Source organism: Mesorhizobium sp. B2-8-5 (assembly GCF_006440675.2).
Taxonomy (GTDB): Bacteria; Pseudomonadota; Alphaproteobacteria; order Rhizobiales; family Rhizobiaceae; genus Mesorhizobium.
On the sequence record NZ_CP083951.1, the window covers coordinates 3,401,252 to 3,416,157 of the forward strand.

Annotated in this window: 17 protein-coding genes and 1 riboswitch; of the genes, 14 read left to right on the forward strand and 3 right to left on the reverse strand. The window is 63.6% G+C overall.

The window, feature by feature from the left end; translation table 11 throughout:
• The 3 genes from cobW to FJ430_RS16455 all read right to left on the reverse strand — a co-directional run bounded on the left by cobW (position 1) and on the right by FJ430_RS16455 (position 2,938).
• Positions 1 to 1,038, reverse strand: a complete 1,038-nt coding sequence (cobW, locus tag FJ430_RS16445; protein WP_140705721.1) for a cobalamin biosynthesis protein CobW — start codon at positions 1,036 to 1,038, stop codon at positions 1 to 3.
• 2 nt (positions 1,039 to 1,040) lie between these two features.
• The gene (locus FJ430_RS16450; protein WP_140705712.1) at positions 1,041 to 1,466 is read right to left on the reverse strand and encodes a DUF1636 family protein; all 426 of its coding nucleotides are present in this window, start codon (positions 1,464 to 1,466) and stop codon (positions 1,041 to 1,043) included.
• A gap of 39 nt (positions 1,467 to 1,505) precedes the next feature.
• Positions 1,506 to 1,709, reverse strand: a riboswitch (cobalamin riboswitch).
• Between the two features lie 29 nt (positions 1,710 to 1,738).
• A complete protein-coding gene (locus FJ430_RS16455) occupies positions 1,739 to 2,938 on the reverse strand; it encodes a winged helix-turn-helix domain-containing protein (protein WP_140705704.1) in 1,200 nt (399 codons plus the stop codon).
• 333 nt (positions 2,939 to 3,271) lie between these two features.
• On the opposite strand from FJ430_RS16455, the gene FJ430_RS16460 reads away from it, so the two are divergent.
• The 14 genes from FJ430_RS16460 to nuoK all read left to right on the forward strand — a co-directional run bounded on the left by FJ430_RS16460 (position 3,272) and on the right by nuoK (position 14,901).
• Positions 3,272 to 3,637 carry an NADH-quinone oxidoreductase subunit A gene (locus FJ430_RS16460; protein ID WP_140644309.1) on the forward strand — a complete coding sequence of 122 codons (366 nt, stop codon included), beginning with the start codon at positions 3,272 to 3,274 and terminating at the stop codon, positions 3,635 to 3,637.
• Entirely contained in the window at positions 3,628 to 4,209 is a 582-nt protein-coding gene (locus tag FJ430_RS16465) for a NuoB/complex I 20 kDa subunit family protein (RefSeq protein ID WP_015317338.1), read from the forward strand. The genes FJ430_RS16460 and FJ430_RS16465 overlap by 10 nt, the downstream gene beginning before the upstream one ends.
• Before the next feature lie 4 nt (positions 4,210 to 4,213).
• On the forward strand, positions 4,214 to 4,816 hold the full coding sequence (locus tag FJ430_RS16470; protein WP_140644311.1) for an NADH-quinone oxidoreductase subunit C: 603 nt from the start codon (positions 4,214 to 4,216) through the stop codon (positions 4,814 to 4,816).
• 85 nt (positions 4,817 to 4,901) lie between these two features.
• Complete coding sequence (locus FJ430_RS16475; protein WP_413467879.1) at positions 4,902 to 5,228, forward strand: four helix bundle protein; 327 nt, start codon at positions 4,902 to 4,904, stop codon at positions 5,226 to 5,228.
• 66 nt (positions 5,229 to 5,294) lie between these two features.
• Positions 5,295 to 6,485, forward strand: coding sequence for an NADH-quinone oxidoreductase subunit D (locus FJ430_RS16480; protein ID WP_140705700.1), 1,191 nt, complete (start codon positions 5,295 to 5,297; stop codon positions 6,483 to 6,485).
• Positions 6,486 to 7,826, forward strand: coding sequence for an NADH-quinone oxidoreductase subunit E (locus FJ430_RS16485; RefSeq protein WP_140705698.1), 1,341 nt, complete (start codon positions 6,486 to 6,488; stop codon positions 7,824 to 7,826).
• A 10-nt stretch (positions 7,827 to 7,836) separates the two neighbouring features.
• Complete coding sequence (gene nuoF, locus FJ430_RS16490; RefSeq protein ID WP_140653634.1) at positions 7,837 to 9,141, forward strand: NADH-quinone oxidoreductase subunit NuoF; 1,305 nt, start codon at positions 7,837 to 7,839, stop codon at positions 9,139 to 9,141.
• A 75-nt stretch (positions 9,142 to 9,216) separates the two neighbouring features.
• Entirely contained in the window at positions 9,217 to 9,897 is a 681-nt protein-coding gene (locus FJ430_RS16495) for an NADH-ubiquinone dehydrogenase (RefSeq protein WP_140653632.1), read from the forward strand.
• 73 nt (positions 9,898 to 9,970) lie between these two features.
• Positions 9,971 to 12,052 carry an NADH-quinone oxidoreductase subunit NuoG gene (nuoG, locus tag FJ430_RS16500; RefSeq protein WP_140705695.1) on the forward strand — a complete coding sequence of 694 codons (2,082 nt, stop codon included), beginning with the start codon at positions 9,971 to 9,973 and terminating at the stop codon, positions 12,050 to 12,052.
• Positions 12,053 to 12,054: 2 nt separating this feature from the next.
• The gene (gene nuoH / locus FJ430_RS16505) at positions 12,055 to 13,098 is read left to right on the forward strand and encodes an NADH-quinone oxidoreductase subunit NuoH (RefSeq protein ID WP_140705693.1); all 1,044 of its coding nucleotides are present in this window, start codon (positions 12,055 to 12,057) and stop codon (positions 13,096 to 13,098) included.
• A complete protein-coding gene (locus FJ430_RS16510) occupies positions 13,098 to 13,355 on the forward strand; it encodes a hypothetical protein (RefSeq protein WP_140653627.1) in 258 nt (85 codons plus the stop codon). Before nuoH ends, FJ430_RS16510 begins: the two co-directional genes overlap by 1 nt.
• A complete protein-coding gene (gene nuoI / locus FJ430_RS16515) occupies positions 13,352 to 13,843 on the forward strand; it encodes an NADH-quinone oxidoreductase subunit NuoI (protein WP_042643165.1) in 492 nt (163 codons plus the stop codon). The genes FJ430_RS16510 and nuoI overlap by 4 nt, the downstream gene beginning before the upstream one ends.
• A 127-nt stretch (positions 13,844 to 13,970) precedes the next feature.
• A complete protein-coding gene (locus tag FJ430_RS16520; protein WP_140683782.1) occupies positions 13,971 to 14,591 on the forward strand; it encodes an NADH-quinone oxidoreductase subunit J in 621 nt (206 codons plus the stop codon).
• A gap of 1 nt (position 14,592) precedes the next feature.
• Positions 14,593 to 14,901, forward strand: coding sequence for an NADH-quinone oxidoreductase subunit NuoK (gene nuoK / locus FJ430_RS16525; RefSeq protein WP_027168992.1), 309 nt, complete (start codon positions 14,593 to 14,595; stop codon positions 14,899 to 14,901).
• Positions 14,902 to 14,906: the final 5 nt, after the last annotated feature.

Below are 14,906 nucleotides of genomic sequence, written 5' to 3' on the forward strand. Positions count from 1 at the left end.
TCAGCCGGCGAGGATACGCTCGATCGCCGGGCGGTTCAGCCCCTTGAGGCCGATGACGACCAGCCGCGAGCGGCGATCGTCATCCGCCGTCCAGGCGCGGTCGTAGTAGTGGTTGACGCGCGGGCCAACGGCCTGGAGCAAGAGACGCATCGGCTTGCCACCAACCTCGACGAAGCCTTTGACGCGCAGCACGTTTTCCTGCTCGGCGGCAAGGGCGACGCGCTTGGCCAACTCATCGGGATTGGCGACCGACGGGACGTCGATGACGAAGGAATCGAAATCGTCATGCTCATGGTCGAGCTCGTCGTCGTGGTGGGTCTTGCGGTTCTCGATGTCGTCCTCGACGGCGAGCCCGAGGCCGAGCAGCACCGACGGGTCGACCTTGCCTTGCGCGGTCGGAACGATCTTCACGGCGCGCGCGACGTGCTTGCCGATGACGGCGTTGGCGCGCTGCGATCCGGCCGCATCCATCAGGTCGCTCTTCGACAGGATGATCAGGTCGGCGCAGGCAATCTGGTCCTCGAATACCTCTTCGACCGGATCGTCATGGTCGAGCGTCACGTCCGCGGCGCGCTGGGCCTGCAGGGCATCCATGTCGGAAGCGACGCGGCCGTCGGCCAGCGCCGGGCCATCAACAACGGCGACGACCCCGTCGACCGTGACGCGGCTCTTGACCGTCGGCCACTGGAAGGCCTGGACTAGCGGCTTCGGCAGAGCGAGGCCGGAGGTCTCGATCAGGATGTGGTCGACCTTGGGGTTGAGCGACAGGATCTGGTCGAGCGCCGGCACGAAATCGTCGGCCACGGTGCAGCAGATGCAGCCATTGGCGAGCTCGACGATGTTTTCCTCCGGGCATGTGTCGACGCCGCAGCCTTTCAGTATCTCGCCGTCGATGCCGACATCACCGAACTCGTTGACGATGATCGCCAGCCGCTTGCCCTTGGCGTTCTCGAGCAGGTTGCGGATCAGCGTCGTCTTGCCGGCGCCGAGGAAGCCGGTGACGACGGTGCAGGGAACACGAGAAACGGAAGCGTTCATGGTCAGTCCTTCAGCATGTCGAGGGGAGGAATGCGGGCAACCAGGCCGCGCTTGAGAGAGTCGGGCCGGCCGCGCCAGGGGACCAGGCCGTCGGTCGAGATGGCGAAGAGCTTTGCGCCGGTGATGAGGTCGGCGCCGCTGGTCGGGGTCAGATCGCCGAAGACATAGCTCCAGCAGCCGTCGCGCAGCAGCGCGGCGCTCAGCCGGCGCTTGCAATTGCCGAGGCATTCGACGGTGCGGATGTTGATGTTTTCGCCGGAGGCAGCCCGGCGCGTGTCCTCGGCGAGCAGCGCGCCGGCACGCGGATGGCCGTCCGAGCCGGTTTCGTCGCGGCAAGAGGAGCAGACGATGACGGTCACGCCGGCCAGCGCGTCGGGCTCGGACGAAATATCCGCACTGTTTGCCGGGAAACTGCCGTTACGATCCAAAACCAGGCTCCTTGCCCGGAAAACCCGCCGGGCATTCGGATACTTAAAGTTTCAGACGGCAGGTCTCCTGGCTCGCGAGTCGTCGCCTTGAAGGCCGCCTTCCCGGGAACATCCCAGTGGTTTTCGGCCGGGGCTCGTCGCTTACAGTTGCGGGGACAGCCGCGGATTTGGGCGTTGGCCCGCACCGCATTCCCTCTTGGCTCCTCCCTTTGCCGGGAGAAGACCGTCTGCGGCGGATTTAGGCTTACGGCCGGGTGCCTGTCAACGCACGGCTACGACACCGCGATGTCGGCCAGCGCCGGCCCGAGGTCGCCGGCCGGCGTCACTTCGATCGCTCCCAGGCCGAGCCAGCCCTGCATTTGCTGCAGTTCGTCGAAGAGTTGGGCCGCCGTTTCGGCGGGGGCGCCGGCCTCTGCAAAGGCGGCATGGACGCGCAGCACGCTCGCCGGCCGATCGGCTCGCAGATCGACACGGGCGACGATGCGGTCGCCAAGCAGGAAGGGCAGCACGTAGTAGCCGTATTGGCGCTTTTCGGCCGGCGTGTAGATCTCGATGCGGTAGCGGAAGCCGAAGAGTTTTTCCGTCCGGGTGCGCTCGAAGACGACGGGATCGAAGGGGGCGAGCAGGGCGCGGGCCTCTATCCGGCGTGGAAAGCGGGCGTCCTTGTGGAGATAGGCGGTCTTGTCCCAGCTCTCGACCTTCACAGGCAGCAGTTCGCCCGCTTCGACCAGTTCCTCGATGCGGTCTTTCGTATCGCCCGGCGCGAGACGAAAATAGTCGCGAAGGTCGCCATAGGTGGCGATGCCATGGGCGCGGGCCGAGATGCGCAGCAATTCGCGATGCGCGTCCTCGACCGAGGGTACCGGCAGGTCGAGTACGGCCTGCGGCAAAACGCGCTCGGGCAGGTCGTAATAGCGTTCGAAGCCGCGCCGGTAGGCGGTGGTGATGCGTCCGGCCCAGAACAGCCATTCAAAAGCGTGCTTGGCCTCGCTCCAGCCCCACCAGCCGCCATTGCCCTTGTGGCCTTCGATGTCGGACGCGGCGATCGGGCCGCGTTCGGCGACCTGCGCATAGATCTCGTCGATCATCGCCTTACGCTCCCGGCCCCATTTCGCCAGGCCGAGATACATCTCGTCGCCCTGCTCGGCGCGCAGCATGCGCCAGCGCATCAAAGGGTAGGTTTCGACAGGCAGGAACGACGCCTCATGCGCCCAATACTCAAAGACCGCGCGCTTGCGGGTGACCGCGGCGTTGTCGAGCAGCGCAAGCGGGTAGGGGCCGAGGCGAGAATAGAGCGGCATATAATGAGCACGCACCACAGCGCTGACGGAATCGATCTGCAACAGGCCGGTTCGTGAAAGCACGCGCGCAAGGTGGCGGCGATCCGGAACGCCGCCGGGCCTAGGGTCGTTGAACCCCTGTGCTCCGAGCGCAATGCGCCTCGCCATGGCCAGCGAAATCTTGTCCTTCATCAAGGCGCCCTTGCGCTGATCATTTGCCGGATTTTTAGCCGGTGATTCCGGCGATGCTAGCAGGCAAATGGCGGGAGATATGTCAGGAGAGAAAAGTGGAGTAAAAAGCGAAGGAAATCAAACAGGAGCGGATCGGACCAGTTTCTTCCGATAAGGCGTCCAGGGTCGCGAATTGAACAAGGTTTGACTTGCGTCACCGAAACCGCTGCGCTAACCCTCGCCGCGTTGCAGCATGGGCCCCTTAAAACGGTTCAGCGGTTAAACTGTCACGCTTCCGCATTAGAGTTCGTTGCTGTAATCAAAGTGAACTGCCCGCCTAAGGAAAGCCGCCGCATGAGCGCACTCCTGAGTTCATATCTGCCGATCGTCCTGTTCATCGCCGTGGCGCTGGTCGTCGGCCTTGCGCTGCTCATAGCGCCGTTCCTGGTGGCCTACCGCAATCCCGACCCGGAAAAGCTTTCCGCCTATGAATGCGGCTTCAACTCGTTTGACGACGCCCGTATGAAATTCGACATCCGCTTCTACCTGGTGTCGATCCTGTTCATCATCTTCGATCTCGAAGTCGCCTTCCTGTTCCCGTGGGCGGTCTCCTTCTCCAAGGTCGGCATGCTCGGCTTCTGGTCGATGATGGTGTTCCTGGCGGTGCTGACCATCGGCTTTGCCTATGAATGGAAAAAAGGAGCGCTGGAATGGGATTGAACGACAGTTCAGGCACCCTCGTCGCGCCGAAGCCCAAGGGCATCATCGACCCCAACACCGGCAGGCCGGTGGGGGAGGACGATCCCTTCTTCCTCGAAATCAACAATGAACTGGCCGACAAGGGTTTCCTTGTCACCTCGACCGAAGCGCTGATCACCTGGGCGCGCAGCGGCTCGCTGATGTTCATGACCTTCGGCCTCGCGTGCTGCGCGGTCGAGATGATCCACACCTCGATGCCGCGCTATGACTCGGAGCGCTTCGGCGTCGCGCCGCGCGCGTCGCCGCGCCAGTCCGACATCATGATCGTCGCCGGCACGCTGACCAACAAGATGGCCCCGGCGCTGCGCAAGGTCTACGACCAGATGCCGGAGCCGCGCTACGTCATCTCGATGGGCTCCTGCGCCAATGGCGGCGGCTATTACCACTATTCCTATTCGGTGGTGCGCGGCTGCGACCGCGTCGTGCCGGTCGACATCTATGTGCCCGGCTGCCCGCCGAGCGCGGAAGCGCTGCTCTACGGCATTCTCCTTCTGCAGAAGAAGATCCGCCGCACCGGCACGATCGAACGGTGAGCCGATGACCCAGGCGTTGAACGAACTCTCCACCTATCTCGGCGAGAAGCTCTCCGGCCGCATCGGCGAAGCCGTGCTTGCCTACGGCGAACTGACGGTTTCGGTTGAACCGGGCAATCTGATCGAGGTAGCGACCTTCCTGCGCGACGATCCGCGCTGCCAGTTCATCTCGATCATCGACGTCTGCGGAGCGGACTACCCGTCGCGCGCCAGGCGCTTCGACGTCGTCTATCACCTATTGTCGCCGAAGCAGAATGTGCGCATCCGGCTCAAGGTCCAGGCCGACGAGGAGACGCTGGTGCCGTCGCTGACCGGCGTCTATCCCGGTGCCGACTGGTTCGAGCGCGAGACCTACGACCTTTACGGCGTGCTGTTTTCGGGCCATCCAGACCTGCGCCGCATTCTCACCGACTATGGTTTCGAGGGCCATCCGCTGCGCAAGGATTTCCCGCTGACCGGCTTCGTCGAGGTTCGCTACGACGACGAGGCCAAGCGGGTCATCTACGAGCCGGTCGAGCTCAAGCAGGAATTCCGCAATTTTGATTTTCTTTCTCCTTGGGAAGGGACGGACTACGTCCTGCCCGGGGATGAGAAGGCGAAACAGTGAGTGGGGAAGTAGTGAGTAGTCAGTAGGGAAGGAATTGGGAAAAAAGATCGAATCTTATCGCGACTTGGTGGTGTGGCAATCGGCGATGGTCCTTGCCGAGGATTGTTACCGCGTCACCAAAGGTTTTCCGAGAGACGAGATCTATGGAATGACCTCCCAGATGCGCCGCTCGGCGGTATCTATCGCCGCGAATATCGCTGAAGGGTACGGTCGTGAGAATAGAGGTTCTTTCGTTCAATTTCTGCGCATGGCACAGGGTTCGTTGAAGGAACTGGAAACGCACATATTGCTGGCGTGCCGGATCGGTATGCTGGCAAGAGATAACGAGACTGAACTGCTACTGCGGTGCGAAGAGATTGGAAAAATGACGCGATCTCTGATCAGAACCGTGCAGGCCAAGCAGGCGGAATGAAGCAGGCATTGAGATTGATGGTCACTACTCACTACTCACTACTGACTCTTCGCCAGAGGCGCCACAATGGCTGAAACCTCTGTCCGCAACTTCAACATCAACTTCGGTCCGCAGCACCCTGCGGCGCATGGCGTTTTGCGCCTGGTGCTGGAACTGGACGGCGAGGTGGTCGACCGCGTCGATCCGCATATCGGGCTGCTTCACCGCGGCACCGAAAAGCTGATCGAGGCCAAAACCTATCTGCAGGCCGTGCCTTATCTCGACCGGCTCGACTATTGCGCGCCGATGAACCAGGAGCATGCCTTCGCTTTGGCCGCCGAGCGGCTGCTCGGCATCGAGGTGCCGAAGCGCGGTCAGTTGATCCGCGTGCTCTATTCCGAGATGGGCCGTATCATGTCGCACATCCTCAATGTGACGACACAGGCGATGGACGTCGGCGCGCTGACCCCTCCGCTGTGGGGCTTCGTCGAGCGCGAAAAGCTGATGGTTTTCTACGAGCGCGCCTCCGGCTCGCGCATGCATGCGGCCTATTTCCGGCCGGGCGGCGTGCACCAGGACCTGCCGCAGAAGCTGGTTGAGGATATCGGCAAGTGGATCGATCCGTTCCTGAAGTCGATCGACGATCTCGATGCGCTTTTGACCGGCAACCGCATCTTCAAGCAGCGCAATGTCGATATCGGCATCGTGTCGCTGGCCGACGCCTGGGCCTGGGGCTTTTCGGGCGTGATGGTGCGCGGCTCGGGCGCCGCCTGGGACCTGCGCAAGTCGCAGCCATATGAATGCTATTCCGAGATGGATTTCGACATCCCGATCGGCAAGAACGGCGATTGCTACGACCGTTACCTGGTGCGCATGGAAGAGATGCGTCAGTCGGCCAAGATCATGCGCCAGTGCGTCGATCTCCTGCTCGGCAAGGAAAGCGCCGGCCCGGTGTCTAACCTCGACGGCAAGGTGGTGCCGCCCAAGCGCCAGGCGATGAAGCGATCGATGGAAGCGCTCATCCACCACTTCAAGCTCTACACCGAGGGCTATCGCGTGCCGGCCGGCGAGGTGTATGCGGCCGTCGAGGCGCCGAAGGGCGAGTTCGGCGTCTACATGGTCTCCGACGGCACCAACAAGCCCTATCGCTGCAAGCTGCGTGCGCCCGGTTTCGCGCATCTGCAGGCCATGGACTTCCTGTGCCGCGGCCACATGCTGGCCGACGTCACCGCGGTGCTTGGCTCCCTCGACATCGTGTTTGGTGAGGTCGATCGCTAAATGTCAGTCCGCCGTCTCGCAGATGCCAGTGTCCAGCCAGCCTCCTTTGCCTTCAACAAGGCGAACGCGGCGGCGGCGCAGCAGTGGATCGCCAAATACCCGAAGGGTCGCGAACAGTCGGCTATCATCCCGTTGCTGATGATCGCGCAGGAGCAGGAAGGCTGGGTCACCAAGGCGGCGATCGAGACGATCTCCGACATGCTCGGCATGCCGCGCATCCGCGGCCTCGAAGTCGCGACCTTCTACACGCAGTACCAGCTCAATCCGGTCGGCACCCGCGCCCATATCCAGGTCTGCGGCACCACGCCCTGCATGCTGCGCGGCTCGGAAGCGCTGATGGATGTGTGCCGGTCAAAAATCCATCACGACCAGTTCCACACCAACGACAAGGGCACGCTGTCGTGGGAGGAGGTCGAATGCCTCGGCGCCTGCGTCAACGCGCCGATGGTCATGATCTTCAAGGACACGTTCGAGGACCTGACGCCCGAGCGGCTGGCCGAAATCATCGATCTCTACGATGCCGGCAAGGGCGCCGAGGTCAAGCCTGGACCGCAGAACGGCCGCCACGGCTCCGAGCCGGCCGGTGGCTTGAAGACGCTGACCAGCGAAAAGGCGATCCTGAAATCGACGCGTGACAAGGAAGCCAAGGCGGCGGCGAAAGCCGCCAAGGATGCCGCCGCGGCAGCACCGGCTGCTCCTGCCGCCGTCGTCTCGCAGGCGGCACCTGCCTCAGCACCGGCATCCGCTGCGCCAGCAGCTTCGGCGCCGGCCGCCTCAGGCCCGGTTGCGCCGTCAAAATCCAGCAAGCCGAAGACCCATGCGGCTGAAACCAGCCCGGCGCTCAACACGCCGTCGCCGGTCAAGGTCGCTCCGGCCACCGAGAACGGCGCCAGCGTCAGGGCGCCGCGCCATTCGGCCGCCAACGCCAACCAAGCCGATCCGGAAGTCGAAGCGGTTTCCAAGCCACGCAGCGGGCCGAAGACAAAGGCCGAACCGGCCTCCGCTTTCAAGGCGCCGGAAACCAAGCAGCCTGTCGCCAAGACAGCCAAACCTTCGCTCGACGACAATAACCGGCCCGCCGGCATCGAGCGCCCGGCAACGGTCGACGATCTCAAGCTGATCTCCGGCGTCGGCCCGAAGATCGAAGGCACCCTGCATTCGTTGGGCATCTACACCTTCGCGCAGGTCGCCTCCTGGAAGAAGGCCGAGCGCGAATGGGTCGACGGCTATCTCAGCTTCCACGGCCGCATCGATCGCGACGACTGGGTGAAACAGGCCAAGGCGCTCGCCAAGGGCGGCGTCGCCGAATACATCCGCGTCTTCGGCAAGAAGCCGGTCTGAGGGACGAAAAATGCTTCAGGACAAAGACCGCATCTTCACCAACATCTACGGCCTCTTCGACACGTCGCTGGCTGGCGCGCAGTCGCGCGGCATCTGGGACGATACGCCTGGCCTCATCGCCAAGGGGCGCGACTGGATCGTCAACGAGATGAAGGCGTCCGGCCTGCGCGGCCGTGGCGGCGCCGGCTTCCCGACCGGATTGAAATGGTCGTTCATGCCGAAGCAGAGCGACGGCCGGCCAAGCTATCTCGTCATCAACGCCGATGAATCCGAGCCCGGCACCTGCAAGGACCGCGATATCCTGCGCAACGATCCGCACACGCTGGTCGAGGGCGCGCTGGTCGCCGGCTTCGCCATGGGCGCGATCGCCGCCTACATCTATGTGCGCGGCGAGTTCATCCGCGAGCGCGAGGCGCTGCAGCGCGCCATCGACGAGGCTTACGCGGCCAAGCTGATCGGCAAGAACAACACCTCCGGCTACGACTTCGAAGTCTACATGCATCACGGCGCCGGCGCCTATATCTGCGGCGAGGAGACCGCGCTGCTCGAAAGCCTGGAAGGCAAGAAGGGCCAGCCGAGGCTGAAGCCGCCATTCCCGGCCAATGTCGGCCTCTATGGCTGCCCGACCACCGTCAACAACGTCGAGTCGATTGCGGTGGCGCCGACCATCCTGCGCCGCGGCGCCGCCTGGTTCTCGTCCTTCGGCCGCCCGAACAATGCCGGCACCAAGCTGTTCTGCGTGTCGGGCCATGTCAACAATCCGTGCACTTTCGAAGAGGCGATGTCGATCCCGTTCCGCGAGTTGATCGAGGAGCATTGCGGCGGCATCCGCGGCGGCTGGGACAATCTGCTCGCGGTCATCCCGGGCGGTGCTTCGGTGCCGCTGGTGCCGGCCGAGCAGATCATGGACGCGCCGATGGATTTCGATGCGCTGCGCGACCTCAAATCCGGCCTCGGCACGGCTGCTGTCATCGTCATGGACAAGTCGACGGATATCGTGAAGGCGATCGCCAGGCTTTCCTACTTCTACAAGCATGAGAGCTGCGGCCAGTGCACGCCGTGCCGCGAAGGCACCGGCTGGATGTGGCGGGTGATGGAGCGTCTGGTGCGCGGCGAGGCGCAGAAGCGCGAGATCGACATGCTGCTCGACGTCACCAAGCAGGTCGAGGGTCACACGATCTGCGCGCTGGGCGACGCGGCCGCCTGGCCGATCCAGGGCCTGATGCGGCATTTCCGCGGCGAGGTGGAACGCCGCATCGACGAGTTTTCGCGCAACGCGCACCGGGCCGAGCCGGTGATGGTCGCGGCGGAATAAGACTTCGAAATACGGGCTTGGCCCGAAGACTGAAAAACTGGGGCGGGCACACGAAGAAACGACCAGGAGATTTCTATGGCGCCGTATTCGATACCCTACCCGTTCATGCCTGATTTGGACCAACTCGAGAAGATGAACCAGGACCTGACCAAGATGATGCCGAAGGAGATGGCCAGTGCCGTCAACCTTCTGGCGCATCCGGTCGCGGGTGCCGCGGCGATGTCGGCTCTCAGCATCGGTCTCGCCAACCATGCCGTCGGCATGTGGATGGGCGCCTTCACCGGCGCGCTGGAAGCTTCGCAGCGCATGTTCCAGCCGTTCCTCGACGATCTCGAGGCGCAGAGCGAAGCGGCCGCCAACGCGTCCAAGGCGCGCAAGGCGACCGAGACGCTGATCGCCAAGGCGCAGACCTTCGCCAAGGATGTGACCGACATCGCGGCGAACGCGACCGAGAAGGCGCTCGACGCGACCGGGGCCGATATTGTCGCCCAACCGGCCGCGACCGGGCTGATGCCCGAGGATTTCAGGCAGCCGAAGGCCGTCGACAAGCCGGCGAAGCCTTCGGACCTGAAGGCGATTTCGGGCATCGGACCGAAGCTGGAGAAGGTGCTCAACGGTCTCGGCATCTGGACCTATGGCCAGATCGCCGCCTGGACGTCGGAAGAGATCGCCTGGGTGGAAGATTATCTGTCGCTCGCCGGCCGCATCGGCCGCGACGACTGGACTGCGCAAGCGGCGGCGCTCGCGGCCAAGTGAATTGAAATACCGGGCGCGGCTCAAGCCGCGCCCGGAAAGATAGATTGCGGACATCCGCAGGGATTTGAGGCGAATGGCAAAGCTAAAGGTCGACGGGAAAGAGATCACGGTACCCGACCATTACACGCTGCTGCAGGCGGCCGAGGACGCCGGCGCGGAAGTGCCGCGCTTCTGCTTCCACGAGCGGCTGTCGATCGCCGGCAATTGCCGCATGTGCCTGATCGAGGTGAAGGGCGGTCCGCCCAAGCCGCAGGCGTCCTGCGCCATGGGCGTGCGCGACCTGCGTCCCGGCCCGAATGGCGAGCCGCCGGAAATCTTCACCAACACGCCGATGGTCAAGAAGGCCCGCGAAGGCGTGATGGAATTCCTGCTGATCAACCATCCGCTCGATTGCCCGATCTGCGACCAGGGCGGCGAGTGCGACCTGCAGGACCAGGCGATGGCGTTCGGCGTCGATTCCTCCCGCTATCACGAGAACAAGCGCGCGGTCGAAGACAAGTATATCGGCCCGCTGGTCAAGACGGTGATGAACCGTTGCATCCACTGCACGCGCTGCGTCCGCTTCACCACCGAGGTCGCCGGCATTTCCGAGCTCGGGCTGATCGGCCGCGGCGAGGATGCCGAGATCACCACCTATCTCGAACAGGCGATGACCTCCGAGCTGCAGGGCAATGTCATCGACCTTTGCCCGGTCGGCGCGCTGACCTCAAAGCCGTTCGCGTTCCAGGCGCGGCCGTGGGAACTGACCAAGACGGAATCGATCGACGTCATGGATGCAGTCGGCTCGGCGATCCGCGTCGACAGCCGCGGTCGCGAGGTGATGCGCATCCTGCCGCGCGTCAACGAACAGGTGAACGAGGAGTGGATTTCCGACAAGACCCGCTTCATCTGGGACGGTCTGCGCACGCAGCGCCTCGACCGCCCCTATGTGCGCAAGAACGGCAAGCTGGCGCCGGCAAGCTGGGCGGAAGCCTTCGCCGCCATCAAGGACGAGGTGGGCAAGGCGACGCCCGAGCGGATCGGCGCGATCGCCGGCGACCTCGCGGCGGTCGAGGAAATCTACGCGCTCAAGCTTTTGATGGCGGCGCTCGGCTCGAAGAACATCGACTGCCGCCAGGATGGCGCCGCGCTCGATCCGTCGCTCGGCCGCGCCAGCTACATCTTCAATCCGACCATCGAAGGCATCGAGCAGGCCGACGCGGTGCTGATCATCGGCGCCAATCCGCGCTTCGAAGCCTCGGTGCTCAATGCCCGCATCCGCAAGCGCTGGCGCGTCGGCAACCTGCCGGTCGGCGTGATCGGCGAGATCGGCGACACCCGCTATGACTATGAGCTGATCGGCGCCGGCCCCGAATCCCTGAAGGGCCTCGCCGACGGCAACGGCAAATTCTTCGAGGTGCTGAGCAAGGCCACGCATCCGCTGATCATCGTCGGCCAGGGCGCGCTGGCGCGCACGGACGGCGCGGCGGTGCTCGGCCAGGCGGCAAAGCTCGCGGCCGCTGTCAACGCGGTCACCGCCGACTGGAACGGCTTTGCCGTGCTGCACAACGCCGCGGCAAGAGTCGGCGGCCTCGATGTCGGCTTCGTGCCGGGCGAGGGCGGCAAGGATGTCGCCAGCATGCTGGGCGATACCGATGTGCTCTTCCTGCTTGGCGCCGACGAGATCGACATGGCCAGGACCGGCGGCGCCTTCGTCGTCTATATCGGCACGCATGGCGATGCCGGCGCGCATCGCGCCAATGTCATCCTGCCGGCCGCCGCCTACACCGAGAAGTCCGGCACCTATGTCAACACGGAAGGCCGCGTGCAGCAGACCAACCGCGCCGGCTTCGCCCCTGGCGAGGCGCGCGAGGACTGGGCGATCCTGCGGGCGCTCTCCGACGTGCTCGGCAGGAAGCTGCCCTTCGATTCGCTGGCGCAGTTGCGCGCCAAGCTCTATGGCGAGTTCCCGCATCTCGCCCGCATCGACCAGGTGCTGGCCGGCAGCGCCGACGATGTCGCCAAGGCGGCGAAGCTCGGCGGCCGGCTGAACAAGGGCACTTTCACCTCGCCGGTGAAGGACTTCTATCTCACCAACCCGATCGCGCGGGCGTCGGCCGTGATGGCCGAGTGCTCGGCGTTGGCCAAGAGCGGCTTCAAGCAGGCGGCGGAATAAGCATGGAAACCTTCTTCTTCCTCTATGTGGCGCCGGCGCTCTGGATTCTGGCCGAGTCGGTGCTCCTCATCGTCGTGTTGCTGATCGGCGTCGCCTACCTGCTCTATGCCGACCGCAAGATCTGGGCGGCGGTGCAATTGCGGCGCGGCCCGAACGTCGTCGGTCCGTGGGGAACGCTGCAGGCCTTTGCCGATCTTCTGAAATTCGTCTTCAAGGAGCCGGTGATCCCGTCGGGCGCCAACAAGGGCGTGTTCCTTCTGGCGCCGCTGGTGTCGGCGGTGCTGGCGATCTCGGCCTGGGCGGTCATTCCGGTCAACGAGGGATGGGCGATCGCCAACATCAATGTCGGCATCCTCTATGTCTTCGCCATCTCCTCGCTCGAGGTCTACGGCGTGATCATGGGCGGCTGGGCCTCGAACTCCAAATACCCGTTCCTCGGCGCGCTGCGCTCGGCCGCGCAGATGGTGTCCTACGAAGTCTCGATCGGCTTCGTCATCGTCACCGTGCTGCTCTGCGTCGGCTCGCTCAACCTCTCCGACATCGTCATGTCGCAGCAGGACGGTCTCGGCACCAAGCTCGGCCTGCCCAACACCTTCCTCGACTGGCACTGGCTGTCGCTGCTGCCGATGTTCGTGGTGTTCTTCATCTCTGCGCTGGCCGAGACCAACCGCCCGCCTTTCGATCTTGTGGAGGCGGAATCGGAACTCGTCGCCGGCCATATGGTTGAATATTCGTCGACGCCGTTCCTGCTCTTCTTCCTCGGCGAGTATGTCGCCGTCGTCCTGATGTGCGCGCTGGCGACCATCCTGTTCCTCGGCGGCTGGCTGCCCCCGTTCAACTTCGCGCCCTTCACCTGGGTACCGGGCGTTATCTGGTTCGTGCTGAAGATCTGCCTGATGTTCTTCATGTTCTCGATGGTGAAGGCTTTCGTGCCGCGCTACCGCTACGACCAGCTGATGCGGCTGGGCTGGAAAGTATTCCTGCCGATCTCGCTGTTCATGGTCGTGGCCACCGCGGCCTTCCTCAAGATCACAGGGTTTGCGTGATGGGCGATATCTCCGCAGGTTTTGTGGGAGCTGTTGCTGGCTTACTTGTTGCCTTTCTCGGCAATGTTGTTGTGCTGCCTTACGTGTTGCGACAGCAGGGACAGAGGATCTCCGCAAATTATCAAGTTCCCGTATTTGGTTGGGACATGCGGAAAGTGGCGTCGCTCACGCGAGTTGCGTATCGCTTTATGATGCCGATCCTGTTCGGGTTTGTTGGCGCTGTCGCCGCAATTCAATTATTTGGGGGTGCTGAATGAGTGCTCTGGCCCAGGCCGCAAAGTCGCTGCTGCTGAAGGATTTCGTCAGCGCCTTCTTCCTTTCGATGCGCCAGTTCTTCGCGCCGAAGGAAACGATCAACTATCCGCATGAGAAGGGGCCGACCAGCCCGCGCTTCCGTGGCGAGCATGCGCTGCGCCGTTACCCGAACGGCGAGGAACGCTGCATCGCCTGCAAGCTCTGCGAAGCGATCTGCCCGGCGCAGGCCATCACCATCGAAGCCGGGCCGCGCCGCAATGACGGCACGCGCCGCACCGTGCGCTACGACATCGACATGGTGAAATGCATCTATTGCGGCTTCTGCCAGGAAGCCTGCCCCGTCGACGCCATCGTCGAGGGGCCGAATTTCGAATTCGCGACCGAGACGCGCGAGGAGCTTTACTACAACAAGGAAAAGCTGCTGGCGAACGGCGATCGCTGGGAGCGGGAGCTGGCGCGCAACATCGCGCTCGACTCGCCCTATCGCTGACATTTGACGCATGGACGGGGCGAGGGGCCTCGTCTAAGGAACACGCGGCTTCGCTACCGGAGGCGGAACGAAGCCACAGACAATGGAGAGGGCGAATGTCCAATCCGACAGGAACCCGGGGGAACCCATGCTGAGTGGATTAGAGGCGGCCTTTTTCTACCTCTTCGCCTTTATCGCCGTGGCGTCGGCCTTCATGGTCATTTCGTCGCGCAACCCCGTGCATTCCGTGCTGTTCCTGATCCTCACCTTCTTCAACGCCGCCGGCCTGTTCATGCTGACCGGCGCCGAGTTCCTGGCGATGATCCTGCTCGTCGTCTATGTCGGCGCGGTGATGGTGCTGTTCCTGTTCGTCGTCATGATGCTCGACGTCGACTTCGCCGAGATGAAGCAGGGCGCGCTGCAATACGCGCCGATCGGCGCGCTGGTCGGGCTGATCCTGGCGGCGGAACTGATCGTCGTGCTCGGCGGCTACACATTTGCGCCGCAGCTTGCCTCGACGGTCGCCAAGGCAACGCCGGATCTCGCCACGCGCTCCAACACGGCGGCGCTCGGCGACATCCTCTATACGGACTACCTCTATTATTTCCAGATTTCCGGCCTGGTGCTGCTGGTCGCCATGATCGGCGCCATCGTCTTGACGCTGCGCCACAAGGAAGGCGTCAAGCGGCAGTCGATCGCCGCGCAGGTCGGCCGCACGCCGGCGACGGGCATGGAAATCCGCAAGGTCAAATCGGGCGAGGGCATCTGAGATGGTCGTCGGCATTGCACATTATCTGACCGTATCGGCGATCCTGTTCACGCTCGGCGTGTTCGGCATCTTCCTGAACCGCCGCAACATCATCGTCATCCTGATGTCGATCGAGCTCATCCTGCTTGCGGTCAACATCAACTTCGTCGCTTTCTCGGCGGCGCTGCATGACCTCGTCGGACAGGTCTTTGCCCTGTTCGTGCTGACGGTCGCGGCGGCCGAGGCCGCGATCGGTCTTGCCATTCTTGTCGTCTTCTTCCGCAACCGCGGCTCGATCGCGGTCGAAGACGTGAGCGCGATGAAGGGTTGACGGGA

Bases quoted from the DNA above. Each gene is read 5' to 3' on its own strand.
- FJ430_RS16480 (WP_140705700.1), top strand. From the start codon at position 5,295: ATGGCTGAAACCTCTGTCCGCAACTTCAACATCAACTTCGGTCCGCAG.
- FJ430_RS16485 (WP_140705698.1), top strand. From the start codon at position 6,486: ATGTCAGTCCGCCGTCTCGCAGATGCCAGTGTCCAGCCAGCCTCCTTT.
- nuoF (WP_140653634.1), top strand. From the start codon at position 7,837: ATGCTTCAGGACAAAGACCGCATCTTCACCAACATCTACGGCCTCTTC.
- cobW (WP_140705721.1), bottom strand. From the start codon at position 1,038: ATGAACGCTTCCGTTTCTCGTGTTCCCTGCACCGTCGTCACCGGCTTC.
- FJ430_RS16495 (WP_140653632.1), top strand. From the start codon at position 9,217: ATGGCGCCGTATTCGATACCCTACCCGTTCATGCCTGATTTGGACCAA.
- FJ430_RS16455 (WP_140705704.1), bottom strand. From the start codon at position 2,938: ATGAAGGACAAGATTTCGCTGGCCATGGCGAGGCGCATTGCGCTCGGA.
- nuoG (WP_140705695.1), top strand. From the start codon at position 9,971: ATGGCAAAGCTAAAGGTCGACGGGAAAGAGATCACGGTACCCGACCAT.
- FJ430_RS16520 (WP_140683782.1), top strand. From the start codon at position 13,971: ATGCTGAGTGGATTAGAGGCGGCCTTTTTCTACCTCTTCGCCTTTATC.
- FJ430_RS16510 (WP_140653627.1), top strand. From the start codon at position 13,098: ATGGGCGATATCTCCGCAGGTTTTGTGGGAGCTGTTGCTGGCTTACTT.
- nuoH (WP_140705693.1), top strand. From the start codon at position 12,055: ATGGAAACCTTCTTCTTCCTCTATGTGGCGCCGGCGCTCTGGATTCTG.
- FJ430_RS16475 (WP_413467879.1), top strand. From the start codon at position 4,902: ATGGTCCTTGCCGAGGATTGTTACCGCGTCACCAAAGGTTTTCCGAGA.
- FJ430_RS16470 (WP_140644311.1), top strand. From the start codon at position 4,214: ATGACCCAGGCGTTGAACGAACTCTCCACCTATCTCGGCGAGAAGCTC.
- nuoK (WP_027168992.1), top strand. From the start codon at position 14,593: ATGGTCGTCGGCATTGCACATTATCTGACCGTATCGGCGATCCTGTTC.
- FJ430_RS16465 (WP_015317338.1), top strand. From the start codon at position 3,628: ATGGGATTGAACGACAGTTCAGGCACCCTCGTCGCGCCGAAGCCCAAG.
- nuoI (WP_042643165.1), top strand. From the start codon at position 13,352: ATGAGTGCTCTGGCCCAGGCCGCAAAGTCGCTGCTGCTGAAGGATTTC.
- FJ430_RS16460 (WP_140644309.1), top strand. From the start codon at position 3,272: ATGAGCGCACTCCTGAGTTCATATCTGCCGATCGTCCTGTTCATCGCC.